Origin of the sequence: Luteimonas sp. TWI382 (genome assembly GCF_039674545.1) — a bacterium.
In the GTDB taxonomy this organism is placed as follows: domain Bacteria; phylum Pseudomonadota; class Gammaproteobacteria; order Xanthomonadales; family Xanthomonadaceae; genus Luteimonas.
In genome coordinates this window covers 21,785-45,981 of the sequence record NZ_JBDJNS010000005.1, presented here as the reverse complement: position 1 = coordinate 45,981, position 24,197 = coordinate 21,785, and the positions used below count along the sequence as shown (strand labels likewise).

The window sequence follows — 24,197 nt, the reverse complement described above, 5'->3', positions numbered from 1 at the left end:
GACCGTGCCCCCGCCCGCATCGTCATCGCACGCTGCCGGCATTGCTTTGTTTCCTGGTCTTTGCGACGTGGACGGACGCGGCGTCGCCGACGATGCCTTCGGCGGCGGCAAGCGCCCCTGACGCCTGCGCAAACCGCCAGCGGACGGGCGGGCCGCCTGTCGACTTCGCCTGCCTGCGCCGTGTCTACACGCAACCTCGCGAACGCTGGCCGGCGCCGCACGTCGATCCGGGCGTGGCCTGGCAAGAACTTGCACCCCTGCCACGCACGCCCCCGACACCGGCCAACAACCCGCCCACGCCCGAGCGCATCGCGCTCGGCAAGCGTCTGTTCGAGGACCCGCGGCTGTCGCGCTCGGGCCAGATCGCCTGCGCGAACTGCCATGACCCCCAGTTGGGCTGGGCCGACGGGCGCAGTGTATCGTTCGGGCACGACCGCCAGGCCGGGCGCCGCAATGCCATCTCGGTGGCGACCAGCGCCTGGATGCGTACGCTGTTCTGGGACGGCCGGGCGGCCTCGCTCGAAGACCAGGCGCTGCACCCGCTGGTCGACGGGCGCGAGATGGCGAACCGGTCGCTGGCCCCGGCCATCCGGCGCGTGCGGCGCGATCCGGCCTACCGCGCTGCCTTCGCGGACGCCTACGGCAGCGATCGCATCGACGCGCAGTTGATCGCCAGATCGCTGGCGACCTTCCAGCGCAGCCTCGCACCGCGCACCCGGCGGCTGGATCGGTTCCTTGCCGGCGGCACGGACCAGCTCGACGATCGCCAGCTGTGGGGCCTGCACCTGTTCCGCACGAAGGCGCGCTGCATGAACTGCCACAGCGGCCCCGAGATGACCGACCACGCGTTCCACAATCTCGGGCTGCACTTCCACGGCCGCCGCCGTCAGGACCTGGGCCGCTACGAAGTCACCGGCGATCCGGCGGACGCGGGGAAGTTCCGCACCCCGTCGCTGCGCGGCGTCGCCCGGACCGCGCCGTACATGCACAACGGTCTGTTCCCACATCTGCTCGGCGTGGTGCGCGCGTACGACGCCGGCATGCCGGCGCCGCGGCCAACGGCCGCCCAGCGCGACGATCCGACGTTTCCGCGTCCCGACCCGCTGCTGCGACCCCTCGGTTTGCAGCGCGAAGAGATCGAGGCGATCGTCGATTTCCTCGAGCAGCTCTAGCGGCCGGCGGCGGGGTGCCGGGCGTTGAGGCAAAATGGCCGGCCGGCTGGCCCTCCCGAGACGCAATGACCGCCCCCCAGCACACGCCCCTGATGCAGCAGTTCTTCGCCGCCAAGGCGGAGCACCCGGACGTGCTGTTGTTCTTCCGCATGGGCGATTTCTACGAGCTGTTCTACGACGACGCCCGCAAGGCGGCGCGGCTGCTCGACATCACGCTGACCCAGCGCGGCAATTCGGCCGGCGCGCCGATCCCGATGGCCGGGGTGCCGCACCATTCGGCCGAAGGCTATCTGGCGCGGCTGGTCGCGCTCGGCGAGTCGGTGGCGATCTGCGAGCAGATCGGCGACCCGGCCGCGAGCAAGGGGCTGGTCGAACGCAAGGTGGTGCGCATCGTGACGCCGGGCACGGTGACCGACGAGGCGCTGCTGCAGGAGCGTCGCGACACGCTGCTGATGGCGGTCGCGCGCAATCGCGCCGGCCATTACGGGCTGGCCTGGGCGGATCTGGCCGGCGGGCGCTTCCTGGTCTGCGAATGCGCCAACGAGGACACGCTGGAGGCCGAGCTGGCGCGGCTCGACCCGGCCGAGCTGCTGGTGCCCGACGAAGACGGCTGGCCTGCGTTCCTGGCCGAGCGCAGCGGCATGCGCCGGCGGCCGCCGTGGCTGTTCGACGCCGATTCGGGCCGCCGCCAGTTGCTGCAGTTCTTCGGCCTGCACGACCTCACCGGCTTCGGCATCGACGACCGGCCGCTGGCGATCGCCGCAGCCGGCGCGCTGCTCGGCTACGTCGAGGAGACCCAGAAGCAGCGGCTGCCGCATCTGACCTCGATCGCGGTGGAAAGCGGCGACGGCGCGATCGCGATGAACGCCGCCACGCGGCGGCACCTCGAACTCGACACCCGCGTCGACGGCGACACCCGTAACACCCTGCTCGGCGTGCTCGACAGCACAGTTACGCCGATGGGCGGGCGCCTGCTGCGCCGCTGGCTGCACCGGCCGCTGCGCGATCGCGGCGTGCTGGGCGAGCGCCTGCACGCGGTCGAGGCGCTGATCGAAGACGGCGCCGATGTCGCGCTGCGCGAGCGCTTCCGTGCGCTCGGCGATCTGGAACGCGTGCTCACACGCATCGCGCTGCGCTCGGCGCGGCCGCGCGACCTGTCCACGCTGCGCGACGGCCTGGCGCTGCTGCCCGACCTGCGCACGACCCTGCAGGCGATCGACTCGCCGCGCCTGCGCGCTTTGCACGACGCCCTCGGCGAGCACGGCGAGCAGGCCCACCTGCTGGCCACGGCCTTGGTCGAGCAGCCGCCGGTGCTCGCGCGCGACGGCGGTGTGTTCGCCGACGACTACGATGCCGAACTGGCCGAGCTGCGCCGGTTGAGTACCAACGCCGACCAGTTCCTCGTCGACCTGGAAGCGCGCGAGCGCGAGGCCAGCGGCATCGCCACGCTCAAAGTCGGCTACAACCGTGTGCACGGTTACTTCATCGAGATCGGCAAAGCGCACTCGGCCAAAGCGCCGGCGCACTACACGCGGCGGCAGACGCTGACCAATGCCGAGCGCTACATCACCGAGGAACTCAAGCAGTTCGAGGACAAGGTGCTGTCGGCACGCGAGCGTGCGCTGGCCCGCGAACGCCTGCTCTACGAGCAATTGCTCGACGCGCTCAACGCCAGCCTCGACACGCTCAAGCAATGCGCGGGCGCGCTCAGCGAACTCGACGTGCTCGCCTGTTTCGCCGAACGCGCGCAGGCGCTGGACTGGTCGCGCCCGCAGCTCGACGCGCATCCCGGCGTGCGCATCGAACGCGGCCGCCATCCGGTGGTCGAGGCGGTGCGGCGCGACCCCTTCGAGCCCAACGACCTGGTGCTCGGCGACGGCCCCGAGTTCGGCGACCGCCGCATGCTGGTCATCACCGGCCCGAACATGGGCGGCAAGAGCACCTACATGCGCCAGAACGCGCTGATCGTGCTGCTCGCGCACATCGGCAGCTTCGTGCCGGCAGCCCGCGCGACGATCGGCCCGATCGACCGCATCCTCACCCGCATCGGCGCTGGCGACGATCTCGCCAAGGGCCAGTCGACCTTCATGGTCGAGATGGCCGAGACCAGCTACATCCTCCACCACGCCACCGACGCGTCGCTGGTGCTGATGGACGAGATCGGCCGCGGCACCTCGACCTACGACGGACTCGCGCTGGCCGACGCCTGCGCGCGCCACCTCGCCGGCCGCAACCGCAGCTACACGCTGTTCGCAACGCACTACTTCGAACTGACCGCGCTGGCGCAGCCCGGCAGTGGCATCGCCAACGTGCACCTGGACGCAGTCGAGCATCGCGACCAGCAGGGCAACGAGACGCTGGTGTTCATGCACGCCGTCAAGGACGGGCCGGCCGACCGCAGCTTCGGTCTGCAGGTCGCAGCGCTGGCCGGCCTGCCCAAACAGATCGTGCGCGATGCTCGGGCGCGGCTGGCCGAGCTCGAACAGCGGCGCCACGATGCGCCTGCACCGCCGATGTCGGCCGATGCGCTCGGCACGCCGCAGCAGATCGGTCTGTTCGCGCCGCCGTCGGCCGCGGTCGAAGCGCTGGCCGGGATCGATCCCGACGCGCTGACGCCGCGCGAAGCCCTTGAGGCGTTGTACCGGCTCAAGACCTTGTTGTAAGCGGCAGCCTCCCGCACGATCGATCGGGATCGCCGTCGCGCGTCATCGGCGCGGCATGCCGCGTCCCGGTCCGCTGTCGCATGTGCCCCCGGCGCTCGTCGGACGCGGCGACTTCCCGCTGCGTTCGGGTCGCGATGGCCGCGGTGCCCAGCGGGCGCTCAAGCGGATACCGTGCCTTGACGCGCCTACCCGCGTGCCGCCGTCCGCGGCGAGATTGCCGTCACGCGAGGGGCCGGGGACCCTAATCGATAGCTTCAACCTATCGAAATCAGGAAAAAAATCGATTTCAACTTCCTGATCGACGCGTCTAATCTGCGGGCTCTCCCATCCAGATCGGCCCGCCCACCATGCACCTTGCGCCCTCGCCCGTTACCGGTGCCACCGCGTCGCCCGCGCCGCACGCCGGCGACTGAGTCCCCGCCCCGGCTTGCCTACCTGGCGCCGCCCGACCCTTTCCGAACTTCCGCGCGCCCGTCCCGCAATCGCGCCGCGCGCCACCGACCGACAAGGTAGCCCCATGTCCACCGAAGCCAAATGCCCCTTCCATCACGACGCCGCGGTCCAGGGCGCGAGCAACCGCGACTGGTGGCCGAACCAGTTGCGGGTCGATCTGCTCAGCCAGCATTCGTCGAAGTCCGATCCCATGGACGCGGATTTCGATTACGCCGCCGAGTTCGAGACGCTCGACTACCACGGCCTCAAGCGCGACCTGCGTGCGCTGATGACCGACTCCCAGGACTGGTGGCCGGCCGACTTCGGCCACTACGGCCCCTTGTTCATCCGCATGGCCTGGCATGCGGCCGGCACCTACCGCACCGGCGATGGCCGCGGCGGCGGCGGTCGGGGCCAGCAGCGCTTCGCCCCGCTCAACAGCTGGCCCGACAACGTCAATCTCGACAAGGCCCGGCGACTGCTGTGGCCGATCAAGCGCAAGTACGGCCGACGGATCTCCTGGGCGGACCTGCTGATCCTGACCGGCAACGTGGCGCTCGAAACGATGGGCTTTCGCACCTTCGGCTTCGCGGCCGGGCGCGAGGACACCTGGGAGCCCGACCAGGACGTGTACTGGGGCCGTGAGACGACCTGGCTCGCCGGCGACGTGCGCTATGCACAAGGCTCGGAGGGTGTCGAGAAACCCGACGAGGCGGCGGTGCTGGTGTCCGACGACGATGCCGACGGCGATGTCCACACGCGCCGGCTCGAACGTCCGCTGGCCGCGGTGCAGATGGGGCTGATCTACGTGAACCCGGAAGGCCCCGACGGCAACCCCGACCCATTGCTCGCCGCGCACGACATCCGCGATACCTTCGGCCGCATGGCGATGGACGACGAGGAAACGGTCGCGCTGATTGCCGGCGGCCACACTTTCGGCAAGACCCACGGTGCCGGTCCAGCCGACCATGTCGGTGCGGAAACCGAAGCCGCCCACCTGGAGGAACAGGGGCTGGGCTGGCGCAGCAGCTTCGGCACCGGCAAGGGCGGCGACACGATCACCAGCGGACTGGAAGTGACCTGGACCACGACACCGGCGCTGTGGAGCAACAACTTCTTCGAGAATCTGTTCGGCTTCGAGTGGGAACTGGAGAAGTCCCCCGCCGGTGCGCACCAGTGGGTCGCCCGCGAGGCCGGCGACATCGTGCCCGACGCGCATGACCCGGCCAAGAAGCATCGGCCGCGGATGCTGACCACCGACCTGGCCCTGCGCTTCGACCCTGCGTACGGCAAGATCTCGCGGCGCTTTCTCGAGAACCCACAGGCCTTCGCCGATGCCTTCGCCCGCGCTTGGTTCAAGCTGACCCACCGCGACATGGGCCCACGTGCGCGCTACCTCGGCCCCGAAGTCCCGAAGGAGGCGTTGATCTGGCAGGACCCGGTGCCCGACGCCGAGCACCCGTTGATCGACGAGGCCGACGTGGCAACGCTCAAGGCGCAGGTGCTGGCATCGGGCCTGACGGTGCCCGAGCTGGTCGGCACGGCGTGGGCGTCGGCGTCGACCTTCCGCGGCAGCGACAAGCGCGGCGGCGCCAATGGTGCACGCATCCGTCTGGCGCCGCAGAAGGACTGGCCGGTCAATCGCCCGGACCAACTGGCGCGGGTGCTCGACGTACTGCAGCGCATCCAGCGCGCGTTCAATCTCGACGCGCCGGGCGGCAAGCAGGTGTCGCTGGCCGACCTGATCGTGCTCGCGGGCAATGCCGGCATCGAGCAGGCGGCGAAAGCGGCCGGCCGCGAGATCGCCGTGCCGTTTTCGCCCGGCCGCACCGATGCGAGCCAGGCGCAGACCGATGTCGCATCGTTCGCGGTCCTCGAACCCGTCGCCGACGGCTTCCGCAACTACCTGGCCGGGCCCTCGGCGATTCCCGCCGAAGCGCTGCTGATCGACCGGGCGCAGCTGCTGACACTGACCGCGCCCGAACTGACCGTGCTCGTCGGCGGCCTGCGCGTGCTCGACATCGGCGTCGACGACGCCCGGCATGGCGTGTTCACGGACCGACCGGGCGTGCTGAGCAACGACTTCTTCGTCCACTTGCTCGACATGGACACCGCTTGGTCGCCCCGCACCACGGCGCGTGACGTGTTCGAAGGCCGCGATCGCCGCAGCGGCGCAGTGAAGTGGACCGGCACCCGCGTCGACCTGGTGTTCGGGTCCAACGCCGTGCTGCGTGCGCTGGCCGAGGTCTATGCCAGCGACGACGCGCAGGACAAGTTCATCGACGACTTCGTCGCGGCCTGGACGAAGGTGATGCAGCTCGATCGGTTCGACCTGCGCTGATCCGCCACCACGCAGGCGCCTCAGGACGGCCGCGCAATGCGGCCGTCCTGGGATCTGGTGTCAGCCGCCCGACGACGCCTGCGCCGCCAGGGCATCGTCACGCTTCGCAGCCGCCTGCGCCGCCGGACGTGCGGCGTGGACGCGCGCGAACTCGACGAAGGCCGGCCGCGATGGCATCGCACCGATCTGCATGTAGTCGCCCAGCATCGCGGTCATATACAGATCCGCCGCACTGAACCGCTCGCCGGCCAGGAACGTCCTGCCGGTCACCGCCTGCTCCAAGGTCCGCATCACGTCGTCCGGATTCCCGTAGCCGGCCGCGCGCGCCGATGCGAGTGCGCCGGTTTCCTGCGCGGTGAGCAGCGATTCGAGCGGCCCGGCGAGGAAGAACAGCCAGCGGTAGTAGCTGCCCCGCTCGGGCGAACCGGGCGGTGGCGCCAGTTGCTTGTCGGGGACGAGTTCGGCGAGATAGGCGCACACCGCCGCGTTTTCGGTCACGATCGTCTCGCCATGGCGAATCGCCGGCACCTTGCCCATCGGGTTGATCGCCAGATACGCCGGCGACTTCATGCTGGTGTCGTACTCCAGCAGCACCTCTTCATAGGGCAGCCCCGTTTCTTCCAGCATCCAGCGGGCCACGCGGCCCCGGGACATCGGGTGGGTGTAGAAGCTCAGCGTGTCGGTCATCGGGCCTGCTCGGTCTGGAAGGAACCGCCAGTCTCCACGGCCCCGCTGTCAGCGGCTGTCAGCAGTGTCGCCGCCGGCCGGCGCCGTGTGCTGCACGGCACGCCGCTGGGCATGCCATCGACGCAGCAGCTCGTGGCGGCGCACGGCGTAACGAACGCCGGTGTCCTCCAACGACACGACCCGGTCGGCGCGGAAGTGGCGGAAATCGCCGCGCGCCTCGCACCAGGCGGCGAGCAGGCGGGTCTCGGACAGGAAGGCCATCGCGAACGGCCAGATCGTGCGCACGCTGCCACGCCCGGCGACATCGGCGTAGTGCATGCGCAATGCGCGCTCGCCGCGGATCGCGCGCCGCAGGATCGGCAGCCAGGGTTCGGGCTGCGATGGCGCCCAGTGCGGCGCGAACAGGCCGCTGGTTTCCACCTGCAAGCGCAACGCTTCAGGCAACACGCCGACCAGGCGATCGAGTGCACGCGTGGCTGCGTCCGCCAACTCCGGATCGGCGTGGCTGCCGACCCAGCGCGCGCCCAGCACCAGCGCTTCGAGCTCCTCGTCGGAGAACATCATCGCGGGCAGCAGGAATCCGGGGCGCAGCTGATAGCCCACGCCGGGATCGCCATGGATCTCGGCGCCCTGCCCGCGCAAGGCCTCGATGTCGCGATACAGGGTGCGCAGGCTGATGCCCAACCCTTCGGCCAGTTCGCGTCCGGGGACCGGCAGGCGCCGACGGCGCAGGTCATCGAGCAGACGCAGCAGCCGTGTCGCGCGTTCGGACATGATTCCCGCCTCCAACCCGTGCCGATGCTACAGCGCGTCGATATCGCCCAGAGCCCGGATCAATCGCCGGGCGCGCTTGTCGGGCTTGTGCTCCGGCGCGCGATAGCCGGCGCGCTGTGCGCGCTGCTCGGCGACACGCGCCAGGCGTGCAGCGCGCGAGTCCTCGGATTCGGCGTACAACCCCTGCGCCACGCTGGCCGGTCCGCGCGTGTCCGACAGGCCAGCCACGACGACCTCGAACACTTCCTCGCCCCTGGCTACACGCAGCGCATCGCCAATACGGACCGCACGCGCGGGCTTGGCCCGCTGGCCACCGACATCGATCTTGCCGGTCTCGATCGCCTGCTTGGCCAGGGCGCGGGTCTTGAAGAAGCGCGCCGCCCACAGCCAGAGATCGAGGCGGACGCTGTCGGCGGCATGTGAGCCCGGGGCTTCGTTCATCGGTCCGATATCGGTGCGTCGCCCGCCAAATCAAGCCGCGATGCTCGGTCGACGGGCGGCATGTCGGAGATCCAGGTCCGAAGCCACGAACGCAGACGGCCGCCTTGCGGCGGCCGTCGTGCGACATCGAAACCGGGCCGGAGTTACTCGGCAGCCGGCGCCGGTGCAGCGGCAGCAGCGGCCTTGTCGGCGCGGGCCTTCTCGTTCTTGGCCTTCGCCGATGCCGACAGGTCTTCCTTGATGCGCGCCTTCTTGCCTTCCAGGCCGCGCAGGTAGTACAGCTTGCCGGCGCGGACCTTGCCGCGGCGCTTGACCTCGACCGACTCGATCTGCGCGCTGTGGCTCTGGAACACGCGCTCGACGCCGTAGCCGTGCGAGATCTTGCGCACGGTGAACGCGGAGTTCAGACCGGCGTTCTTCTTGCCGATGACCACGCCTTCGTAGGCCTGCACGCGCTCGCGGTTGCCTTCCTTGACCTTGACGTTGACGACGACGGTGTCGCCGGGGCCGAAGTCGGGAAGCTCGCGCGCGGTCTGGGCGCTTTCGAATTCCTGCAGCAGGGTGTTCAGAGAGGGCTTGGTGGTCATGGTCTTGGCCTGTTGGAGTCGTTGTAGGCGTGGTGCACGTGGACGCACGCTCTGGCATGGCGGGCACGATGGCCCGTTGTTTCGGTTAGCCGCGCATTATAAGCCCAGCTGCCCGGCGAATGCCACTGCGACCGAACCGGCGCTCAGGCGTCCGGATCCCGCTCTCGCTCGGCCCGCCAGGCCGCGAGCAGCCGTCGGTCGGCCTTGTCCAGCGCGGACTCGTCGAGCAGGTCCGGGCGCCGCTCGGCGGTGCGCCCCAGCGACTGCTGCCGACGCCAGGCGGCGATCTGGGCATGATTGCCCGACAGCAGCACGTCGGGCACCCGACCCAGCGCATGGTCGACCGGCCGGGTGTAGTGCGGGCAGTCGAGCAAGCCGTCGCCCTCGAAGCTGTCCTGCACCGCCGAATCGGCATCGTTCAACGCGCCATCCTGCAACCGGGCCACCGCATCGACGACGACCGCCGCGGCCAGTTCCCCGCCCGAGAGCACGTAGTCGCCGATCGACAGCTCCTCGTCCACCTCGGCCTCGAGCAGCCGCTCATCGACCCCCTCGTAACGGCCGCACAGCAGGATCAGCCGCGGCAACGCCGCCAGTTCGCGCACCTTGGCCTGGGTCAACGGCCGTCCCTGCGGACTCATGTAGATCGTCCGCGCCGGCGCCGGGTCGGCCGCACGCGCGGCAGCGAGTGCGGCCCGCAACGGCTCGATCAGCATCACCATGCCCGGACCACCACCGAACGGGCGGTCGTCGACCCGCCGGTAATTGCCCTGCGCGTAGTCGCGCGGGTTCCAGCCCTGCAGCGTGACCAGCCCGCGCTCACGCGCACGTCCGACCACGCCGACTGCTGCCGCCTGATCGATGAACTCGGGAAACAGGCTGACGACATCGATGCGGATGCCGCCATGCGCGGCGGCTCGGGAGGCGGGATGCGTTTGCGCTTCGGACGACATGACGTTCCCTCCCGATCACGAACGACGAGACGGCTGCGACTGCCGATCCTGGGTGTGGCGCGGCTTCGCAGGCCACGACCTGGATCGTCCGCTCACCAATCGCGTCGCGCGGCGTTCAAAAGTCCGCGTCCCAATCGACCGTCACCAGGCCGGCGTCGAAGTCGATCGAGACGACATAGCCGGGCACGACGAACGGGATCATGCGCTCGCGTTCGCCCTGGGCGACCAGCACATCGTTGGCACCGGTCGAAAACAGATGGGACACCGTTCCCAGGTCCACCCCCTCGAGATTGCGCACGCGCAGGCCCTCGAGGTCGACCCAGTAGTACTCGCCCGGCGCAGGCGGCGGCAGCGCCTCGCGCGGCACCCAGACTTCCAGCCCGCGCGCCGCCTCGGCGGCATCGCGGTCGGCGATGTCGGGCAGCGTGGCGACCACGCCCTTGGGCGTCTCGCGACCGCGCGCGCCCGACAGCGTGCGCTCCCCGCCGCGGCCGTCGCGCAGCACCCAGGGCTGGTAGCGGAAGATCGCGCTGCGCGGCTCGGTGAACGATTCGAGTTTCACCTCGCCACGCACGCCGAACGCGCCATGGACCTTGCCCAGCTGGATCATCCGCTGGGGAGGCTGGCGCGTCGGATCGTTCATCTCGGCATGGCCGCGCCCGTAGGCGCGGCCCATGGATCAGGCAGCGGCGACCGCAGCCTTGCCCGCTTCCTTGTACAGGGCGCGGACCTTGTCGCTCATCTGGGCGCCGTTCTTGACCCAGTGGTCGACGCGCTCGGTGTCGAGGACGACACGCTGCTCACCACCGGTCGCGACCGGGTTGTAGTACCCCACGCGCTCGATGTTGCGGCCGTCGCGCGCGCTGCGCGAGTCGGTCACGATGATGTGGTAGAACGGACGCTTCTTGGCGCCGCCGCGCGTCAGACGGATCTTGACCATTGCTTTGCTTCCTGTGTTGCCCAGTCGCCAGGGTGGCGAGGTAAGCCGGCGATTATAGCGGAAGCGGCGGCAGCCGGCGCAAGCACCGGTCAGCGCGCGCCGCCCAGCGGCATCCAGGGCTGCGCGGCGAGCAGCGCGCGCAAGCGTCCGAGCATCGCCGCGTCGGCATCGAAGCGCCAGCCGTCGATCGACGCCACCGCACGCACCCCACCGCTGTTGCAGGCGAACGCCGCGTCGAAGCTGCCGCAGTCACTCAGACCGACACGGGCGTGGCGCTGCGCGATGCCCGCGGCCTCGAGCGCGCGCTGCAGCAGACCCTCGCTCGTGCCGCGCAACGCCGGCGCGACCGGCCAGACCACCGCATCGCCGGCGACGAAGCCGACGTTCCACAGTGCCCCCTCGCCGATGGTGCCGTCGGCAGCGACCAGCAGCGCATCGTCGTAGCCGGCCAGCGCCGCCTGCCGGCGTGCATGCAGCAGCGGCAACGTGGCGGCGTGCTTGAGATGGGCCAGCGCACGCACATGGACGTGCGAGGCCAGCCGCAGCGGCGCGGCCGGCGGCGCGCGCGGCGGCGACAACGCGACCAGCAGCACCGCCGGCACCGCCTCGCCGCGCTCGACGGCCGGCATATCGCGCGAGAACGCCGCAATGCGCATGGTCGCATCGTCGACGCCGGCAGCCACCAGCGCCGAGGCCATTGCGGCGAGAAGCGCGTCCGACGCCAGCGGGCTGCCGAACAGTTCGAGGTTGGCGGCCTGCAGGCGCGCCACATGCAGGTCCAGACCCTGCACCGCGCGTCCGCGCACCTGCAGTGTCGAGAAATGCCCGTAGTTGACCAGGGCGGCGGCGAGGTCCGCCGCCTCGGCCGGCCGGCCGTCGATCCAGTGACTGACCGCGAGCGCAGCGCGCGTCACAGCAGCCCCCGGGCCTCGTCCCACCAGGCGCGCACAAGCGCGCCGGCCGGCCGCGCCTGCGCCAGCCAGGCCGATTGCCCTGCCCAGGCCTGCATCGCGTCGAGCCGGCCATCGCGGACCGCGGCCGCGCGCATCGGCGCGGTGAGCCCGCGCTGGACCGGGTACGGCCGGGGCGGTGGCGCATCGTCGGCAACCGCCGCGCGCACGTAGCCGGTCGCCAGCGCACGGCCGAGCCGGCCGCTGAACGCCCGGGTCGGCCAGCAGGCCTCCAGCTCGGCCGTGGCCAGCGCGTCCGCCCAGGCCGGTGCGATGGCCGCCTCGGGCGTGCGCAACAGGCCGGTGCCGATCTGCACCGCGCTCGCGCCGAGCAGCAGCGCGGCGGCGACACCGCGCCCATCGGCGATGCCGCCAGCGGCGATGACCGGCACCTCGAGGGCATCGGCCAGCCGCGGCAACAACGAGAACAACCCGACGATGCGGTGCTCGGCTTCGGCGGCCTCGAACGCACCGCGGTGCCCGCCGGCCTCGGCGCCCTGCGCGACCACCGCATCGGCGCCCGCGGCCTGCGCCTGCCGCGCCTCGTCGAGCGTGGTGACGGTCGCGAACCAGGCGATCCCGGCCGCCTTCAGACGTTCGACCTGCGCCGGGGAGAACACCCCCATGATGCTCGAGGCGACCGCCGGTCGCGCGGCCAGCAAGGCGTCGAACTGGGCATCGAAGTCGGCCGGCGAGGCGTCGCCGGCGGAGGCCGGCACCGCCGGCCCCCAGCGTTCGAGAAACGCCCGGGTCGCCGCTTCGGCGCCCGCGTCGCGCGCTGGCGGCGGGTCGGGAATCCACAGATTGACCTGCGCCGGGCCCGTGGTGCGATCGCGAAATGCGCGCATCCACGTGTCGATGTCGGCAGGCTGCGACAGCACCGCGCCCATCGCGCCCAGGCCACCGGCGTCTGCCACCGCCGCCGCCAACGCCGGCGGACAGGCGCCGGCCATCGGCCCCATCAGGACCGGAATCCGCAGGCCGAAGCGCGCACAGAACGCGTCGGCCCGTTGGCGCGCCGGATGCGCGCCCAGGCTCATCGGAACGGCATGCGGCCCATGCCGCCCATCATGCCCTGCAGCCCGCGCATCATGCCCTTCATGCCGCCGCGGGCCATCTTGCCCATCATCTTTTCCATCTGCATGTACTGCTTCATCAGCTTGTTGACGTCGGCCGGAGTCGTACCCGAACCGGCGGCGATACGCGCGCGGCGCGAGCCGTTGAGCAGAGCCGGATTGCGCCGCTCCTTCTTGGTCATCGAATCGATGATCGCGATCATCCGCGGCACTTCCTTGTTCTGCTGGACCTGCTGCTTGAGGTGCTCGGGCACCTGGCCCAGGCCCGGCAGCTTCTCCATCAGGCTGCCGATGCCGCCCATGTTCTGCATCTGCTCGAGCTGGTCCTTCATGTCGTTGAGGTCGAACTTCTTGCCCTTGGCGACCTTCTGCGCCAGCTTGGCCGCCTTGTCCTTGTCGACCTGGTGCTCGACCTGCTCGACCAGCGACAGCACGTCGCCCATGTCGAGAATGCGGCTGGCGACGCGCTCGGGATGGAAGACATCGAGGCCATCGACCTTCTCGCCGGTGCCGACGAACTTGATCGGCTTGCCAGTGATGTAGCGCACCGACAGCGCCGCGCCGCCGCGGGCATCGCCGTCGGTCTTGGTCAGCACCACGCCGGTCAGCGGCAGCGCCTCGCCGAAGGCCTTGGCGGTGTTGGCCGCGTCCTGGCCGGTCATCGAGTCGACGACGAACAGCGTCTCGACCGGATTGACCGCGGCATGCAGTGCCTTGATCTCGGCCATCATGGCCTCGTCGATCGCCAGGCGGCCGGCGGTGTCGACCAGCAGCACGTCGATGAACGACTTGCGCGCATCGGCGATCGCCGCGCGCACGATGTCGACCGGCTGCTGCGAGGCCTCGGACGGGAAGAAGCGCACATCGACCTGTTCGGCCAGCGTGCGCAGCTGCTCGATCGCGGCCGGACGGTAGACGTCGGCGCTGACGACCATGACCTTCTTCTTGCGCTTTTCCTTCAGCAGCTTGGCCAGCTTGCCGACCGTGGTCGTCTTGCCCGCGCCCTGCAGGCCGGCCATCAGCACGACCGCGGGCGCCGGCACGGCGAGATTGAGTTCGGTCGCCTGCGCGCCCATGACCGCGGTCAGCTCGTCGCGCACGACCTTGATCAGCGCCTGGCCCGGGGTCAGCGACTTGAGCACTTCCTGCCCGACCGCGCGGACCTTGATCCGCTCGATCAGCGCCTGCACCACCGGCAGCGCGACATCAGCCTCGAGCAGTGCGATGCGCACCTCGCGGGTCGCCTCGCGGATGTTCTCCTCGGTCAGGCGGCCGCGCCCGCGCAGGCGCTCGATGGTGCCGGACAGGCGCTGGGTCAGGGACTCGAACATGCGGGACTCGGGCTGGGTCAAAACGGTCGGCGATTATAGCCCGCACGCCCGCGCGCCCCGGCCCGCGTCGATCGGCGGCAGGCGCGTTCGGCACGTTCCTGTGCGACACTTCCGCGATGACAATGGTTCTCATCGCAGCCCTGCTCTACGTGGCCGCTGCCGTGGCGCTCGTGCACGGCGTCGGCCGCGACCCCGCGCCCGCCAATGCCTGGTGGGCGGTGCCGGCCGGTGCGGCCGTCGCGCTGCATGCCGCCGCGCACATGCTGGTGTGGCGCGATGTGGGCACCGAGTTGCACTTCTACGCCGCGCTGTCGCTGGTCGGCCTGGGCATGGCGGTGCTGACCATGCTCTACGACATCCGCGGGCGGGTCGCCGCGCTGGGCGTGATCGTGTTTCCGATCGCCGCCGCGGCGCTGATCTCCTATGGCCGGGGCGCGCATGTCGCCTCCAGCGTGCCGGACTGGCGGTTGCAAGTGCATGCCGGCTGCGCCTTGCTGTCCTACGCCACGCTCGCGATCGCCGCGCTGCTCGCGATGCTGTTGTGGGCGCAGGAACGCGCACTGCGCCGACGCGAATTCCATCGCTGGCTGCGCGCGCTGCCGCCGCTGACCGAACTCGAATCGCTGCTGTTCCGCACGATCGGGGTCGGTTTCGCGCTGCTGACCGCGACCCTGATCACCGGCGTGCTGTTCGTCGACGACTTCTTCGCCCAGCACCTGATCCACAAGACCGTGCTGAGCGTGATGTCGTGGCTGGCGTTCGGCGCCCTGCTGCTGGGCCGCTGGCGCCACGGCTGGCGTGGCCCCCGCGCGGTCGGCTGGACGCTGGCGGCGATGGCGCTGCTGGTACTGGCATTCTTCGGCAGCAAGTTCGTGCTGGAGCTGGTGCTCGGACGGCCCGCCTGAACTGACCGGTCCTGCCCGCGAAGGGGAACCTCGCCCTCCGGCGCCCAAACACTGAACCGATCCCAGCCGCCTGCCTGAACAGCGCTTGCGGCGGCAATACTTGCCTTGACAACAATTGCAGAGGCGAGGACCATGCGCCGCCATGTCGTCTCCTCCCCGACCTTGCGCCTCCGCCAGCGGTTCGTCGCTGGGCCTGCTGTTCCGGCAGGTCCGCGATGCCATGTGGGCGCGCATGGCCGACGAGCTCGCCCAGGCCGGGCATGAGCTGAGCTTCAGCCAGTACATCACGCTCAAGAAACTGGCGCTGGGCACCAGCAACGCGACCGATCTTGCGCGTGCAGCCGAGCTCAACCCTGGCGCGATGACGCGCCTGATCGACAGGCTGATCGACCGCGGTCTGGTCGAGCGCCATGCCGATCCCGACGACCGCCGCGTGGTGCGGATCCGGCTCAGCGCGCAGGGCGAGGCGATCTGGCGCGACATCGACCAATGCGGCAACCGCGTGCGCGAGCGTGCGATGTCGGGCATCGACGATGCCCAGCGGCAGCAGTTGATCCAGCTTCTCGAACAGGTTCGCGACAACCTCTCCTTCCCGGGACAGTGACCATGCCTTCTCCCACGACACGCGCCCGGCGACGGGCGCCGGCTGCGGTGTTGCCGATCGTCGCCGCACTGCTGCTCGCAGGCTGTGCCAGCAGTCGCGGCCTGGCGCCGCAGCTGACCCCCAGCGATGCCGACACGCTCGCCACCGGCCGCAGCCTGGCCGGTGCCCCGCTCAGCGCTGCCGATTTTCCGCGCAGCGACTGGTGGACTGCGTTCGGCGACCCGCAACTCGACGCCTTGATCGATGAGGCCTTGCGCGACAGCCCGTCCCTGGCTGCCGCCGATGCCCGCACCCGCAGCGCACGGGCGCAGGCCGGGCTCGCCGATGCGCAGCGTCGGCCGACCCTCGGTGCCAGCGCGCGTGTGAGCGGCGTGCAATTGCCCGAAACCCTCGCGCCTGCCCCCATCGGCGGCGACTTCAAGGCCAGCGGCGTGCTGATGCTCGACTTCGCATGGACGCCCGACCTATGGGGTGGCCAGCGCGCGACCTTCGAGGCGGCCACCGGGCAGGCACGGGCCGCCGAGGTCGATGCGCAGGCTGCGCGCCTGACGCTGTCGTCCAACGTCGCCCGCGGCTACATCGCGCTGGCGCAGGCCTTCGACGCGCAGGACGTGGCGCAGCGCGAGATCGACCGCGCCACCCGGCTGCGCGACCTTGCGCGGCAGCGCGTGGAGGCCGGTCTCGACAACCAGTTGCAACTGCGCAATGCCGACACCGCGATCGGCATCGCACGCCAGCAGGCGCAGGCTGCGCAGCAGCAGATCGATGCCGCGCGCAATGCGCTGGCCGCGTTTCTGGGCAAGGGCCCCGATCGCGGCCTCGACATCGTCCGCCCGCGCCTGCTGCAGGCGCCGCCGCCGGCGGTGCCCGCGGTACTGCCCAGCGAGCTGCTGGGCCATCGCGCCGACGTCGTCGCCGCGCGTTGGCGCGTCGAGGCCGCCGCACGCGGTGTCGACGCCGGCAAGGCCGCCTTCAAGCCCAGCATCAACCTCAGCGCGCTGGTCGGCCTGGCGGCGGGCAACCTCTCGGACCTGTTCGGCAGCGATGCGGTGCTCGGCTTCGGCGGACCCGCACTGAGCCTGCCGATCTTCGACGGCGGCCGGCTGCGCGCGGGCCTGGCCCAGCGCGACGCCGACTACGACACCGCGGTCGCGAGCTACGACCAGACGTTGGTCGCCGCACTGCGCGAGGTCACCGACGCCCTGCAGGCTGCACGTGCGCTCGATGCGCAGATCGACACCGTCGCCGACGCGACCGAAGCCGCACGCCAAGCGTTCGCGCTCGCCGACACCCGCTACCGCGCCGGCATCGGCAACCAGCTCGACGTCCTTGCCGCGCAGCGGCCGCTGTTCCAGCTCGAGCAACAGCTCGCCACGCTGCGCGCGCAGCGCTTCGGCGCCGCTGTCGATCTCGACCGCGCGCTCGGCGGCGGCCTGACGCTCGCCGCGCCCTCCCCTTCCACGCAGACCCAAGCCGGGGCGACCACGCCATGACCTCCGAATCCAAATCCGCCACCCCGCCGCCCAAGCCCGGCAAGCGCCGTCGCGCGCTCGTGATCCTCGCCACCGTCGCGATCCTGGCCGGCCTCGGCTGGGCGGGCTGGTACCTGCTTGTCGGACGCTGGCACCAGGACACCGACGATGCCTATGTGCAGGGCAACGTCGTGAGCATCGTCCCGCAGACGATGGGCACGGTGGTCTCGATCGACACCGACGAAGGTATGCGCGTCGAGGCCGGGCAGGCGCTGGTGCACCTCGACCCCAACGATGCGCAGGTCGCCTACGATCAGGCGGTCGCGAACCTGGCCGGTACCGTCCGTCAGGTGCGTGGCCTCTACAGCAGCGTCGAATCCGGCCAGGCCGAACTGGCGGCGCGGCAGGTCGCCGTGCGCCAGGCCCGCGAAGACGTGCGGCGCCGCGAAGGCCTGGTCGCCAGCGGTGCGGTCTCGCGCGAGGAACTGGCCCACGCCCGCGATGTGCTGGCCGGTGCCGAAGCTGCGCTGTCGGCCTCGCAAGGCCAGCTCTCGCGCAGCCGCGCGCTGGTCGACGCGACCGAGGTCGCGAGCCAGCCGCAGGTCCAGGCCGCCGCCGCGCAGTTGCGCCGCGCCTGGCTCGACCTGCAACGCATGGCCATCGTCGCGCCGGTGTCGGGCTACATCGCCCGCCGCGAGGTGCAACTGGGCCAGCGGGTGCAGCCGGGCAACACCCTGATGACGATCGTGCCGCTGGAACAGGTCTGGGTGGAGGCCAACTTCAAGGAGACCCAGCTCACCGGCATGCGCATCGGCCAGCCGGTCGAGGTGCGCGCCGACCTGTACGGCAGCAAGGTGCGCTACACCGGCAAGGTCGCCAGCCTCGGCATGGGCACCGGCAGTGCGTTCTCGCTGCTGCCGGCGCAGAACGCAAGTGGCAACTGGATCAAGATCGTCCAGCGCGTGCCGGTGCGCATCGAGCTCGATCCCGCGCAGTTGGCCGAACATCCACTGCGCCTGGGCCTGAGCATGCACGTCGATGTCGCCGTGCGCGACCAGGACGGCCCGGTGCTGGCCACCTCCCAGGCCAAGCGCGCCGCGCCCCTGCTGTCCACCGATGCCTACGCCGAGCAGCAGGCCCAGGCCGATGCGCTGATCACGCGCACGATCGAGGCCAACCTGCCCCAGCTCGCCACCCGCCGCTGAGCCGGTTCCCGGCATCGAGCCCGCCATGTCCACGACCACTGCCGACACGCCGGGCGCTCCTGCCCCGGCCGCTGCATCCGCCTTCCGTCCGCCGAACCTGGCGCTGACGACGATCGGCCTTGCGCTGGCGTCGTTCATGCAAGTGCTCGACATCACGATCGCCAATGTCTCGTTGCCGACAATCGCCGGCAACCTCGGCGCAAGCTCGAACCAGGCGACCTGGGTCATCACCTCGTTCGCGGTCAGCAATGCGATCGCATTGCCGTTGACCGGCTTCATGACCCGCCGTTTCGGCGAGCGCAAGCTGTTCGTGTGGGCGACGTTCGCGTTCGTGATCGCCTCGCTGCTGTGCGGCCTGGCGTCGAGCATGGGATTCCTGGTCGCCGCCCGCGCGCTGCAGGGCTTCGTCGCCGGCCCGATGTATCCGGTGACCCAGGCCCTGCTGATCTCGATCTATCCCCCGGCCAAACGCGGACAGGCGATCGCGTTGCTGGCGATGGTCACCGTGGTCGCACCGATCTGCGGCCCGATCCTCGGCGGCTGGATCACCGACAACTACAGCTGGGAATGGATTTTCTTCATCAACGTGCCGATCGGCATCTTCGCCAGCCTCGTCGTCGCCAGCCAGTTGCGCGGGCGCCCGGAGAAACTCGAGACGCCGAAGATGGACTACGTCGGCCTGATCACGCTGATCATCGGCGTCGGCGCGCTGCAGACGCTGCTCGACCTGGGCAACGAGGAAGACTGGTTCGAGTCGACCAAGATCGTATGGCTGGCGATCACCTCGGTGCTGGGCTTGGCGGTGTTCCTGATCTGGGAACTCACCGAGAAGGACCCGATCGTCAACCTGCGGCTGTTCCGGCATCGCAACTTCGCCTTCGGCACGCTGGCGATGGTGCTCGGCTACTCGGCGTTCTTCGCCGTGGGCCTGCTGGTGCCGCTGTGGCTGCAGCGCAACCTGGGCTACACGCCGATCTGGGCAGGGTTTGCGACCGCGCCGATCGGCATCCTGCCGGTGCTGCTCACCCCGCTGGTGGGCAAGTACGCCACCCGCTTCGACCTGCGCATCCTGGCGACGTTCGCGTTCATGGTGATGGCCTTCACCAGTTTCATCCGCTCGGGCTTCAATCTCGACGTCGACTTCCAGCATGTCGCGATGGTGCAGCTGTGGCAGGGCCTGGGCGTGGCACTGTTCTTCATGCCGGTGCTGACCATCCTGCTGTCGGATCTCGAACCGCACGAGATCGCCGCCGGCTCAGGCCTGGCGACTTTCGTACGCACGCTCGGCGGCAGCTTCGCCGCATCCTTGACCACCTGGGCGTGGAACCAGCGCAGCACCATCCACCATGCGCAGCTGACCGAGCACATCCCCGCGCACGATCCAGCGATCCAGCAGACGGTCGCAGCGCTGGGCCAGGGCGATGTGCAACGCGGCGCGATGATGCTCGATCAGATGATCGCCCAGCAGGCGACGCAGATCGGCTTCAACGAGATCTTCCATCTGCTGGGCATCCTGTTCCTGCTGGTGATCGCGTTCGTCTGGATGGCGCGGCCACCGTTCGCGGCGAAGATCGGCGGCGCGGCCTCGGGCGGCCACTGAGCGGCGACGCGCGCGAGGTCGTGCGCGTCGTCAGCCGAGGGCCAGCAGCACCAGGCCCGTGACCAACCCAAGCGCGGTGCCGCCGATCGTCTCGGGCCACGTATGCCGTGCCAAACGCAGCCGCGACCACCCCAACATCGGCAGGGCCAGTAGCCCTGCGACCGAGACTGTGGGCAACAGCGGCCAGAGCGCCACTGCCGCAAACGCCAGGCTCGCCATATGCAGCGACAGCTTGATCCAGCGGTTGGCGAGCCCAGCTACGCACAGCATCAACACGGCCGCGAGCACGCCGGCCGAGGTTGATGCGCCGCGACCGCCCATCCACAGCCAATAGCCGCCGGCGACGACCAGCAGCAGCGCATAGAGCAGCGGCCGCTCCTGCCGCCGCGAGGCATCGACCGTTTCCCAATGCCCGCCCCGTCGCCGCTGCCAGATGAAGGCCGCGACGATCGCCACCCCGGCCACGAGCCCCAGCGCGGTCCGCCCGAGCGAGGCGGGATCGGCGCGCCAGGCCGCCAGCAACGCGAGCGCCGCGAACACGACGAACGGATGCAGTGCAATCGAGACGAGCCGGGCGAGCGGCCGCGACAAGCCGGCACCGATCATCGCCCGCCCCGGACCGAAGGCCCGCATCGCATACATATCGGCGCGCGATGCGCGTCTGCCCGGGCAGTCACGATGCGCGCCACCAGCCGGTGATCGACAGCCGGGCCGCATCGACGAATGGCGAGACCGCCGTCACCAGGTGCGGACGCGGCACCCGGAACAGCGCAAGCGCATTGAAGCGCGGCACAACGACATCGGTGACGTGCCCGTCTCCGTCGAGAAACTGCAATTGCCCGCCGTCGTCGGCGCGCCAGCCCGGCGAGAGGCCCAGCACGTAGGCCAGCCGTCGCTGCTTCCCAGGCTGGTCGTCGTCGTGGTGGGTCAGGAAATGCCCTGTACGATAGCGAGTCGCCTGGGCATCGCCGAAGTCGATGTCGTCGACGCCCGTAACCGATCGCACCAAGGCGCGCAGCGGGCCGCCGCCCAGCAGCATACGGAACCGGTCCAGCGCCGGCGGCAGCGGACCAGGGTCGTAGCCGACGTCATGAACGGGAAATCGTTCGTAAAGATACTGCATGCCGCGACGCGTTTCCTGGAAGATCAGCGCCTGCAATGGCCGCAACGAAGCGGCATCCATCTGCGCGATCGCGGCGGCGTCGAAGTCGCGATGCCGACCTTCGATCCGGGTCACCAGCGCCCAGCGCGACCAGTCGAGGAGACAGGCACGCAGCGCCTGCGCAAAGCCATCGGTCAACACCTGGGGCACGACGACATGGCCATCGCGCGCGAAGTCACCCCGCAACTGGTCGAGATCGTGCCGCGCAGCAAGCGACATGCCATCGCACGGCGTCCCGGCCTGCACCGCATCGACTGGACCGACTCGGCTCATCGGCGCAGTGCCCGCCCGGCTCGGCACTCAGACATGCTCGAGCGCATCGGCCAGCCGTTCGACCGCGATGACCTCCATGCCCTTGTAGGCGCCGGCCTTGGGCGCGTTCGCGCGCGGCACGATCGCGCGCACGAAGCCATGCGTGGCGGCCTCCTTCAGGCGCTCCTCGCCGTTGGGCACCGGCCGGATCTCGCCGGCCAGGCCGACCTCGCCGAAGGCGATGGTCTTGTCCGGCAGCGGGATGTCGCGCAGTGACGACAGCACCGACAGCAGCACCGGCAGGTCGGCCGCGGTCTCCTGCACGCGAATACCACCGACGACGTTGACGAACACGTCCTGGTCGCCGGTCATGATGCCGCCGTGCCGGTGCAGCACCGCCAGCAGCATCGCCAGCCGGTTACCTTCCATGCCGACCGCGACGCGCCGGGGATTGGACAGCGGCGAGGCATCGACCAGCGCCTGTACTTCGACCAGCAACGGCCGGGTCCCCTCGCGCGTGACCATGATGCAACTGCCAGGCTGCTGCGTGCCCGCACCCGACAGGAAGATCGCCGACGGGTTGGCGACTTCCTTGAGGCCCTTCTCCCCCATTGCGAACACGCCCAGTTCGTTGACCGCGCCGAAGCGGTTCTTGAATGCGCGCATCACCCGGAAGCGACTGCCGCTGTCGCCCTCGAAATACAGCACCGCGTCGACCATGTGCTCGAGCACGCGCGGGCCGGCGATGCCGCCCTCCTTGGTGACGTGCCCCACCAGGAACACCGCCGTGCCGGTCTCCTTGGCATAGCGCACCAGGCGCGCGGCCGACTCGCGGACCTGGCTCACCGAGCCGGGGGCTGCGGTCAGCGATTCGGTCCACAAGGTCTGGATCGAGTCGGCGATGATCAGCCCAGGCTTGAGCCTGGAGGCGTGCTCGAGAATGCGCTCGATGCCGGTCTCGGCCAGCGCGTGCAGGCCGTCGAGCGACAGCCCCAGCCGGACCGCGCGCCCGGCGACCTGGGCCAGCGATTCCTCGCCGGTGACGTACAGCCCCGGCAGCGTATGCGCCATCCGCGCCAGCGCCTGCAGCAGCAACGTCGACTTGCCGATGCCAGGATCGCCGCCGACCAGCACCACCGCGCCCTCGACCAGGCCGCCGCCCAGCACCCGGTCAAATTCGCCGATGCCGGTCGACACCCGCACGTCCTCGCCCTGCTGCACATCCTTGAGCGCCATGACCTTGGGCGCGTCGACCTTGCCGGCCCAGCCCGAGCGGCGCGCCGCCGGCGAGCGGGCCGAGGCCGCGCTCTCGAGCACGATCTCGGCGATCGTGTCCCAGGCGCCGCAGGCACTGCACTGCCCCTGCCACTTGCTGTAGTCGGCGCCGCACTCGCTGCACACGAAGGCGGTTCGGGCTTTGGCGGCGGGCTTGGCCATCGGCGATCGGTCCGTTGCGGGGGACCGGCAGAATAGCCGAGGGCGGTCGCACCCAAGGAGACGCGGACGCGTGCGCGGCGTCCGGGCATCTGCGTGCCACCAGGCACCGCTACAATCGCTTCGGACAGACCGGCCCGGAGGCCCGCCCCGATGCCTGACCGCGACGACCTCCACGACCGTGCACGTCCTGCCGCCCTGCAGTTCCCATCCCGGATCCGCCGCATGCGCATGCTCGGCGCCGCGCTGTGTGCCTTGCCGATCGCCTCGGTGCTGGCCGAACGCGGGGCCCCGGCCTGGCTCTGGGCCGCACTCGCGGTCAACGCGATGGTGTGGCCGCAGGTGGCCTGGATGGTGTCGCGCCGCGCACGCGATCCGGTCGCCACCGAGTACCGCAACCTGCTCGTCGACGCAGTGGCAGGTGGCCTGTGGGTCGCGGCGATGGCGGTCAACCTGCTGCCGACGGCGGCCATCGCGTCGGTGCTGGCCTCCGACCGCTTGGCTGCCGGCGGATGGCGCCTGTTCTGGCGGGCCGCCCTGGTGTTCGCGCTCGCCTTCACGGCCGGCTGGGCGCTCGCCGGCTTTCCGTTCGCGTCTTCGACCTCGCCCCGCACCCTCCTCGCGTGCGTTCCGCTGATGGTCGGCTACCCCATCGCGTTGAGCCTGGTGACCTACCGGCTGGGCAGGACGATCGCCCGACAGAACCGCGAACTCGAACGCAGCAGCCGGACCGACTCGGGCAGCGACCTGCCCAACCGGCGGCACTTCGACATCCGGGTGCGCGATGCCTTGTCGCGCTTCGATCGCTACGGCGATCCGGCCACGCTGCTGCTGATCGACATCGACGCCTTCAAGTCGATCAACGACCGCTATGGCCACGGGGTCGGCGATCTCGTCCTGCGACGGGTGGCTGACGTGCTGCGTAGCGCCGCCGGCGCCACCGACACACCGGCCCGGATCGGCGGCGACGAGTTCGCGATCCTGCTCGCGCCCGCCGGGCCGGCGCGCGCGGCCGCAGTCGCCGAGTACGTCCGCGCCGGCATCGCCGCGCTGTCTTTCGACGGCCATCCGACCCTGGCGTGCACGGCCAGCATCGGGGTATCGACGACCCGCCCGGAGTTCGGCTCGCCGGCCGAATGGTTGCGCGATGCAGATAGCGCCCTCTACCGCGCCAAGGCGGCCGGACGCAATCGCGTGGCGATGGCCTGAGCCGGCA

Annotated in this window: 22 protein-coding genes; 9 read left to right on the top strand and 13 right to left on the bottom strand. The window is 70.4% G+C overall.

Features of this window, described 5'->3' with window-relative positions; all coding sequences use genetic code 11:
- Nucleotides 1-233: 233 nt before the first annotated feature.
- The 3 genes from ABE505_RS04845 to katG all read left to right on the top strand — a co-directional run bounded on the left by ABE505_RS04845 (nucleotide 234) and on the right by katG (nucleotide 6,608).
- Nucleotides 234-1,172, top strand: a complete 939-nt coding sequence (locus ABE505_RS04845; protein WP_346442274.1) for a cytochrome c peroxidase — start codon at nucleotides 234-236, stop codon at nucleotides 1,170-1,172.
- Between the two features lie 65 nt (nucleotides 1,173-1,237).
- Complete coding sequence (mutS, locus tag ABE505_RS04840) at nucleotides 1,238-3,835, top strand: DNA mismatch repair protein MutS (RefSeq protein ID WP_346442273.1); 2,598 nt, start codon at nucleotides 1,238-1,240, stop codon at nucleotides 3,833-3,835.
- Between the two features lie 517 nt (nucleotides 3,836-4,352).
- Nucleotides 4,353-6,608: a catalase/peroxidase HPI gene (gene katG, locus ABE505_RS04835; protein ID WP_346442272.1), complete on the top strand. Its 2,256-nt coding sequence runs from the start codon at nucleotides 4,353-4,355 to the stop codon at nucleotides 6,606-6,608.
- Between the two features lie 60 nt (nucleotides 6,609-6,668).
- Here katG and ABE505_RS04830 read toward each other — a convergent pair whose 3' ends face one another.
- The 10 genes from ABE505_RS04830 to ffh form a co-directional block, all read right to left on the bottom strand.
- Entirely contained in the window at nucleotides 6,669-7,295 is a 627-nt protein-coding gene (locus ABE505_RS04830) for a glutathione S-transferase family protein (protein WP_346442271.1), read from the bottom strand.
- 48 nt (nucleotides 7,296-7,343) lie between these two features.
- A complete protein-coding gene (locus tag ABE505_RS04825) occupies nucleotides 7,344-8,069 on the bottom strand; it encodes a YafY family protein (protein WP_346442270.1) in 726 nt (241 codons plus the stop codon).
- 27 nt (nucleotides 8,070-8,096) lie between these two features.
- A complete protein-coding gene (locus ABE505_RS04820; protein ID WP_346442269.1) occupies nucleotides 8,097-8,510 on the bottom strand; it encodes an RNA-binding S4 domain-containing protein in 414 nt (137 codons plus the stop codon).
- Between the two features lie 143 nt (nucleotides 8,511-8,653).
- A complete protein-coding gene (gene rplS, locus ABE505_RS04815) occupies nucleotides 8,654-9,097 on the bottom strand; it encodes a 50S ribosomal protein L19 (RefSeq protein ID WP_183426030.1) in 444 nt (147 codons plus the stop codon).
- 143 nt (nucleotides 9,098-9,240) lie between these two features.
- Complete coding sequence (gene trmD / locus ABE505_RS04810) at nucleotides 9,241-9,996, bottom strand: tRNA (guanosine(37)-N1)-methyltransferase TrmD (RefSeq protein WP_346442393.1); 756 nt, start codon at nucleotides 9,994-9,996, stop codon at nucleotides 9,241-9,243.
- A 169-nt stretch (nucleotides 9,997-10,165) separates the two neighbouring features.
- Nucleotides 10,166-10,693: a ribosome maturation factor RimM gene (rimM, locus tag ABE505_RS04805; RefSeq protein ID WP_346442268.1), complete on the bottom strand. Its 528-nt coding sequence runs from the start codon at nucleotides 10,691-10,693 to the stop codon at nucleotides 10,166-10,168.
- Between the two features lie 36 nt (nucleotides 10,694-10,729).
- Nucleotides 10,730-10,990 carry a 30S ribosomal protein S16 gene (gene rpsP, locus ABE505_RS04800; RefSeq protein WP_047136289.1) on the bottom strand — a complete coding sequence of 87 codons (261 nt, stop codon included), beginning with the start codon at nucleotides 10,988-10,990 and terminating at the stop codon, nucleotides 10,730-10,732.
- 89 nt (nucleotides 10,991-11,079) lie between these two features.
- Nucleotides 11,080-11,904: an aminotransferase class IV gene (locus ABE505_RS04795; RefSeq protein ID WP_346442267.1), complete on the bottom strand. Its 825-nt coding sequence runs from the start codon at nucleotides 11,902-11,904 to the stop codon at nucleotides 11,080-11,082.
- Entirely contained in the window at nucleotides 11,901-12,980 is a 1,080-nt protein-coding gene (locus ABE505_RS04790; RefSeq protein WP_346442266.1) for a nitronate monooxygenase, read from the bottom strand. Before ABE505_RS04790 ends, ABE505_RS04795 begins: the two co-directional genes overlap by 4 nt.
- Nucleotides 12,977-14,347: a signal recognition particle protein gene (gene ffh, locus ABE505_RS04785; protein ID WP_346442265.1), complete on the bottom strand. Its 1,371-nt coding sequence runs from the start codon at nucleotides 14,345-14,347 to the stop codon at nucleotides 12,977-12,979. The genes ABE505_RS04790 and ffh overlap by 4 nt, the downstream gene beginning before the upstream one ends.
- A 116-nt stretch (nucleotides 14,348-14,463) precedes the next feature.
- Between ffh and ccsA the strand changes: the two genes are divergently transcribed.
- The 5 genes from ccsA to ABE505_RS04760 all read left to right on the top strand — a co-directional run bounded on the left by ccsA (nucleotide 14,464) and on the right by ABE505_RS04760 (nucleotide 20,133).
- Nucleotides 14,464-15,252, top strand: coding sequence for a cytochrome c biogenesis protein CcsA (ccsA, locus tag ABE505_RS04780; protein ID WP_346442264.1), 789 nt, complete (start codon nucleotides 14,464-14,466; stop codon nucleotides 15,250-15,252).
- 142 nt (nucleotides 15,253-15,394) lie between these two features.
- The gene (locus tag ABE505_RS04775) at nucleotides 15,395-15,856 is read left to right on the top strand and encodes a MarR family transcriptional regulator (RefSeq protein ID WP_346442263.1); all 462 of its coding nucleotides are present in this window, start codon (nucleotides 15,395-15,397) and stop codon (nucleotides 15,854-15,856) included.
- Between the two features lie 2 nt (nucleotides 15,857-15,858).
- Nucleotides 15,859-17,349 (top strand): efflux transporter outer membrane subunit, encoded by a 1,491-nt coding sequence (locus ABE505_RS04770; RefSeq protein WP_346442262.1) that lies wholly within the window; start codon nucleotides 15,859-15,861, stop codon nucleotides 17,347-17,349.
- The gene (locus ABE505_RS04765; protein ID WP_346442261.1) at nucleotides 17,346-18,533 is read left to right on the top strand and encodes an efflux RND transporter periplasmic adaptor subunit; all 1,188 of its coding nucleotides are present in this window, start codon (nucleotides 17,346-17,348) and stop codon (nucleotides 18,531-18,533) included. The genes ABE505_RS04770 and ABE505_RS04765 overlap by 4 nt, the downstream gene beginning before the upstream one ends.
- Before the next feature lie 25 nt (nucleotides 18,534-18,558).
- On the top strand, nucleotides 18,559-20,133 hold the full coding sequence (locus ABE505_RS04760; RefSeq protein ID WP_346442260.1) for a DHA2 family efflux MFS transporter permease subunit: 1,575 nt from the start codon (nucleotides 18,559-18,561) through the stop codon (nucleotides 20,131-20,133).
- 30 nt (nucleotides 20,134-20,163) lie between these two features.
- Here the strand turns inward: ABE505_RS04760 and ABE505_RS04755 are convergent, their stop codons facing one another.
- The 3 genes from ABE505_RS04755 to radA form a co-directional block, all read right to left on the bottom strand.
- On the bottom strand, nucleotides 20,164-20,739 hold the full coding sequence (locus ABE505_RS04755; RefSeq protein ID WP_346442259.1) for a hypothetical protein: 576 nt from the start codon (nucleotides 20,737-20,739) through the stop codon (nucleotides 20,164-20,166).
- Between the two features lie 67 nt (nucleotides 20,740-20,806).
- Nucleotides 20,807-21,568, bottom strand: coding sequence for a 2OG-Fe(II) oxygenase family protein (locus tag ABE505_RS04750; protein WP_346442258.1), 762 nt, complete (start codon nucleotides 21,566-21,568; stop codon nucleotides 20,807-20,809).
- 27 nt (nucleotides 21,569-21,595) lie between these two features.
- A complete protein-coding gene (gene radA / locus ABE505_RS04745) occupies nucleotides 21,596-22,984 on the bottom strand; it encodes a DNA repair protein RadA (protein WP_346442257.1) in 1,389 nt (462 codons plus the stop codon).
- 150 nt (nucleotides 22,985-23,134) lie between these two features.
- On the opposite strand from radA, the gene ABE505_RS04740 reads away from it, so the two are divergent.
- Nucleotides 23,135-24,190 carry a diguanylate cyclase gene (locus tag ABE505_RS04740; protein WP_346442256.1) on the top strand — a complete coding sequence of 352 codons (1,056 nt, stop codon included), beginning with the start codon at nucleotides 23,135-23,137 and terminating at the stop codon, nucleotides 24,188-24,190.
- The last annotated feature ends 7 nt before the right edge of the window (nucleotides 24,191-24,197 follow it).